General features: G+C 55.0%; 3 protein-coding genes and 1 pseudogene. 3 read left to right on the top strand and 1 reads right to left on the bottom strand.

Features of this window, described 5'->3' with window-relative positions; translation table 11 throughout:
• Positions 1-717 (top strand): annotated as a pseudogene (locus tag ABX962_RS30900) (coproporphyrinogen III oxidase); the annotation flags it as partial.
• A gap of 23 nt (positions 718-740) precedes the next feature.
• The gene (locus tag ABX962_RS30895; RefSeq protein WP_372725357.1) at positions 741-1178 is read left to right on the top strand and encodes a glycine cleavage system protein H; all 438 of its coding nucleotides are present in this window, start codon (positions 741-743) and stop codon (positions 1176-1178) included.
• Here the strand turns inward: ABX962_RS30895 and ABX962_RS30890 are convergent.
• Positions 1175-1315, bottom strand: a complete 141-nt coding sequence (locus tag ABX962_RS30890) for a hypothetical protein (RefSeq protein WP_372725356.1) — start codon at positions 1313-1315, stop codon at positions 1175-1177. The two genes, ABX962_RS30895 and ABX962_RS30890, sit on opposite strands and share 4 nt — an antisense overlap.
• 17 nt (positions 1316-1332) lie before the next feature.
• On the opposite strand from ABX962_RS30890, the gene ABX962_RS30885 reads away from it, so the two are divergent.
• Positions 1333-4608 (top strand): DEAD/DEAH box helicase (locus ABX962_RS30885; RefSeq protein WP_372725354.1); only part of this gene is annotated, 3276 nt, incomplete at its 3' end.

Here is a 4608-nt window from a genome sequence, read left to right as displayed (position 1 = left end):
TTCCCCAACGTCAACATCGATTTGATCTCCGGCATGGTCGGCGAGACCTGGGACAATTGGAAAGAGAACGTGCGACGGACGCTCGAACTGTCCCCCGAAAGCGTCACGATCTATCAAATGGAGTTGCCGTTTAACACGGTCTACAGCAAGGACATTCTCGGTAACAAAGTCGAAAGCCCCGTGGCCGATTGGGAGACCAAACGAGCTTGGGTCGATTACGCATTCAGCGAATTCATTGCGGCAGGCTACAGCGTCAGCAGCGCCTACACCGTGGTCAAAGACCCTAGCAAAGTGAACTTCTCGTATCGTGACAACCTGTGGCAGGGCGCCGATTTGTTGGCAACCGGAATCGCCAGCTTTGGACACGCCAGCGGAGTGCATTACCAAAACCTGCCTGAACTTGAACAATATCTCGGTGCGATCGAAGCGGGCGAATTGCCGCTCGGACGTGGGTTCGTTCCCACCGATCACCAACGCTTGGTTCGCGAAATGATCCTGTTGCTCAAGCGAGGCTATTTAGAGGTCGGCTATTTCCGCGACAAATTTGGAGTCGACATCGTCTCAGATTGGCAAGACCAATGGAACAGCTACGTCGAAGAGGGTTTGGTCACCATCGATGGCGACACCATCGGTCTGACTCGCGATGGATTACTTCGTGCCGACGCATTGTTGCCCGCGTTCTTCGAGCCTGAGCACCAAGGGGTTCGCTACACGTGAGCAGTGATTCGTTCTCGTTCGCGATGGGCGAATTTACCGCCGAATTTCCTGGCGACCGCATGTACGTCAGCAATCACATGTGGGCGTTACAAACCACGGGCGATCGTTGGCGTTTCGGGCTGACCGGCTATGCCGTGCGGCTGTTGCAAGATGTCTACTTTTTAGAGTGGACACTCGAACCGGCGACCCCCATCGCGTCGCGTCAATTGATGGGGGCAATCGAAAGCAAGAAGGCGGAAAGCGACCTGTATTCGCCGATTGCCGGCGTCTTGGTGGCGATCAACGAGACCTGTTTAACGGACCCATCGGTCATCAATGCCGATACCTATGGTGAAGGCTGGCTGTTTGAAATCGAAAGCCAGGACGTGGGATCATTGCTCAGTCCTGACGGCTACTTGGCTCATCTTGCGGATGCCTGGGAAGTTGCCCAGCGGACGATCAAAGGCCAAGCGAACCATTAGACCACTGCGACCACCGCGGTGACGCTCGCTTTGGCGTCATGACTCGGCAATAAAACGCGAATTTGGTACAACGACGCAAATCTCGGTCGCGGGCCGCAAGCTTGGCTTAGCGACCATGACGCCGCGTTATGATTCACGCAAAAGGCTTGCTGCAATGAAAGACGGATCTTTAGACCCACGAGCCATGCGGGCCGCACTTGCCCAACTCGCAAAGGCAAGAGCAACGGCAGATGGCGCGAGCTTGCCCTCTTTTCTATTGCCGCCCAAAGCCGATCCCAACGCAGGCCGACGCCGGTATTCGCAGTGGCACGACCGGTTGGTCGATATGCTCAACGCGTTTCCCCATGCGATCGCCCGACAGAGCAACTTTAACCACGTTCGCTGTTCCGCCGAGCAGGTTTTCTCGACGGGAGAATTTCATGGCGTCGTGATCGCTGCACGAAATAAGTTCGAGGTGTTTGCCCGAGTCGACGATGCCGAGCCATCAACGGGATGCAATTGTGACGACGCAGCGGGCAAGCAAGCTTGTCTGCATCAATATGAATTCGTCGATTACTTGTTGGACCAACTGGAATTCTTGAACTCGCCTCTATCGCGAAACATCATCCAGGGAACGTTTGCCAGCGGCAAAGCAAACTACGCTCGCTTTGAGATCGATTTAAAAGCGCGAGCGATTCGGCGATTGAATGCGTTGATGGAGTTTGAATCCTCGCTGACATCCGATGACGTCGCCTCGGGTGACGACAGCTTGCCGATTCTTCAAGAGCAACGAGTTCAGCGTGTCGCATGGGATTTCAAACTCGAAGACGGATATATTTCGGTGGGCCCTGTTCTGCAAATGCAGAAAAAACGGGGCGGTGGCTACACCAAGGGCAAGAAATTGACGTTGGACCGGATCGTCAAAGAGGTGGATCTGCCGCTAACAACCGCAGACCGCCGAGTGGTCGCGGGTATTGCGCGCGACGACGAGGGTTACTACTACGGTGGATCGGGATTGATCCTGGATGCGTTTCACGCGTTGCCACTGCTTGTCGATCAGCCCAATGTGATGATCGATGGCGAGCCCTGCCAGATTGTTCGAGCCTCCATTTATCTAGCCCTGTTGCCACTGAAACAAAGCGAAAAATGGGCGTTTGGCTTTACCGATGAAAACGGAAAAATTCGAGACGCAAAAGTGCTTTGCACGCCTGATGCGTTCTTGAGCATTGACTCGGAAAATCGTGTCTTGTATCTGAGCGAAATGAATGGCGAGAACGTCGAACTGATGCGTGATGCCGTCGGGCTTGGCCAATTCGACGACGACCAAATCGATGCGGTCATCGAGAAGGTGCGTCCGCTGCAAAAACGAATTTCGTTGCGACTGCCCGAATCGCATGCCGGACCGATCGTTCAAGAACCGGCAACGCTCGTGTTGTTGCTGAGATCACGCAGTGACGGGGCGATGGACTATGGGATTCGCTTTCGCGATGCGGCCGGAATCCTGCGACGCCCGGGGGCGGATCCGATGGTCGTCACGATCACGCGCGAACAGAAATCGGTCCAAGTCCAACGTGTTGCCACAGACGAGTTTCAGCGAGCTCATCAGATCACCGAGTCACTTGATCTGGAGATCGACGACAGCACCGGATTCGGTACGATCACTGATTTTCGCACCGCACTGAGCGTCATCGAACGACTCAAATCAAGTGAACTCGATATCGAGGTGCTGTGGGACAAACGGAGCGAGAAACCAATCTCGGTTCTGGGAAGTCTTTCCAGCAAAAATGTGCGGGTCGACATCACCAGCAAACGAAATTGGTTTGGCATCACTGGCGAGTGTGATTTTGGCGACACGAAAATCCCTCTGAAAGCACTGATGGATGGGCTTTCGTCGGCAACCGCCGACGCGATCGAGGGCGACTTCGTCCGAGTCGGTGACGGCGGCTGGGCCCGTATTTCCGATTCGCTACGCAAACGGCTTCATCGCCTGCATGATGCGACGCACGCGGATCGTCAAACACTAAAACTCGATGCCACTGCAGCGCCGGCGATCCGTGATCTGATGGAATCAGACATCGAAATCAAAGCGGCCAAATCGTGGCAGAAATGTCTGACTCGACTCAACCGCGCCGAAAAACTGAATCCCTCGCTCCCTAAGAATCTTGACGCAACGCTGCGTGACTATCAAGTCGACGGATACAAATGGATGCGTCGACTCGCCGAATGGGGCGTCGGCGGGATTTTGGCCGATGACATGGGGTTAGGCAAAACGCTGCAAACGCTTGCGGTGCTCTTGGATCGATCCGAAATCGGTCCCAGCTTGGTGATCGCCCCCACCTCGGTCGGATTCAATTGGGCTCGTGAAGCCGGCCGGTTTGCCCCCGATTTGAACGTGCATCTTTACCGTGAAACCGAGCGTGAAGAGTTTTTGCCATCGGTAGGTCCTGGCAACCTTGTCATTTGCAGTTACGGGTTGGTCCTGCGTGATGCCGAAGCACTCGCGAAGGTCCAATGGGGCACGATCGTGCTAGACGAGGCTCAGGCGATCAAAAATAGCCGCAGCAAAACGTCTAAGGCGATTGCCGCACTCAAGGCCGATTGGATCGTGGCACTGACAGGCACGCCCGTCGAAAATCATCTCGGTGAATTGTGGAGCCTGTTCCATGTCGTTTCCCCCGGCGTGTTTGGCGGTTGGGATCATTTTCGTAAACGATTTGCCTTGCCGATTGAAAAACAGAACGACGAAGCTGCCCGCAAGGCGTTGGCTGAACGATTGAAGCCGTTTGTGTTGCGACGGACCAAATCCGAGGTGCTGACAGAATTGCCGCCGCGAACGGAAATGAATTTGTATGTCGACCTGAGCCCCGCCGAACGCGCCGAATACGAGAAGGTGCGGCGGGTCGCGATCGGCGAAATCGAACAGCTCGAATCCCAAACCGAAATCAAAGACCAGCGGTTCAAAATTCTGGCGATGCTGACGCGGCTTCGTCAAATTTCTTGCCACGCCGGGTTGGTCAATGAAACGTGGACCGAGTCCTCCGCGAAACTGGACCAATTATGCGAAACGCTCGATAGTCTTCGCGAAGAAGGACACCGCGCGCTTGTGTTTAGCCAATTCACCGCCCACTTGGCATTGATCCGAACGGCGCTCGAGGCACGCGGAATCACTTACGAATATCTCGACGGATCAACGCCGGCTACGGCACGTCAACAAGCAGTTGATCGTTTTCAGCAAGGGACTGCCAATGTCTTCTTGATCTCGCTGAAAGCGGGCGGGACGGGATTGAATTTGACCGCGGCCGACTATGTGATCCACATGGATCCGTGGTGGAATCCGGCGGTCGAAGACCAAGCTACCGACCGAGCCCATCGTTACGGCCAAGACAAACCGGTGATGGTTTACCGTATCATCGCCAAGGGAACGATCGAGGAAGAGATTCTGGCACTCCAT

This window comes from Novipirellula sp. (assembly GCF_041583735.1).
Classification (GTDB): Bacteria; Planctomycetota; Planctomycetia; order Pirellulales; family Pirellulaceae; genus Novipirellula.
Note: the sequence above shows the minus strand (reverse complement) of the source record. Positions and strands in the feature narration are given on the sequence as shown.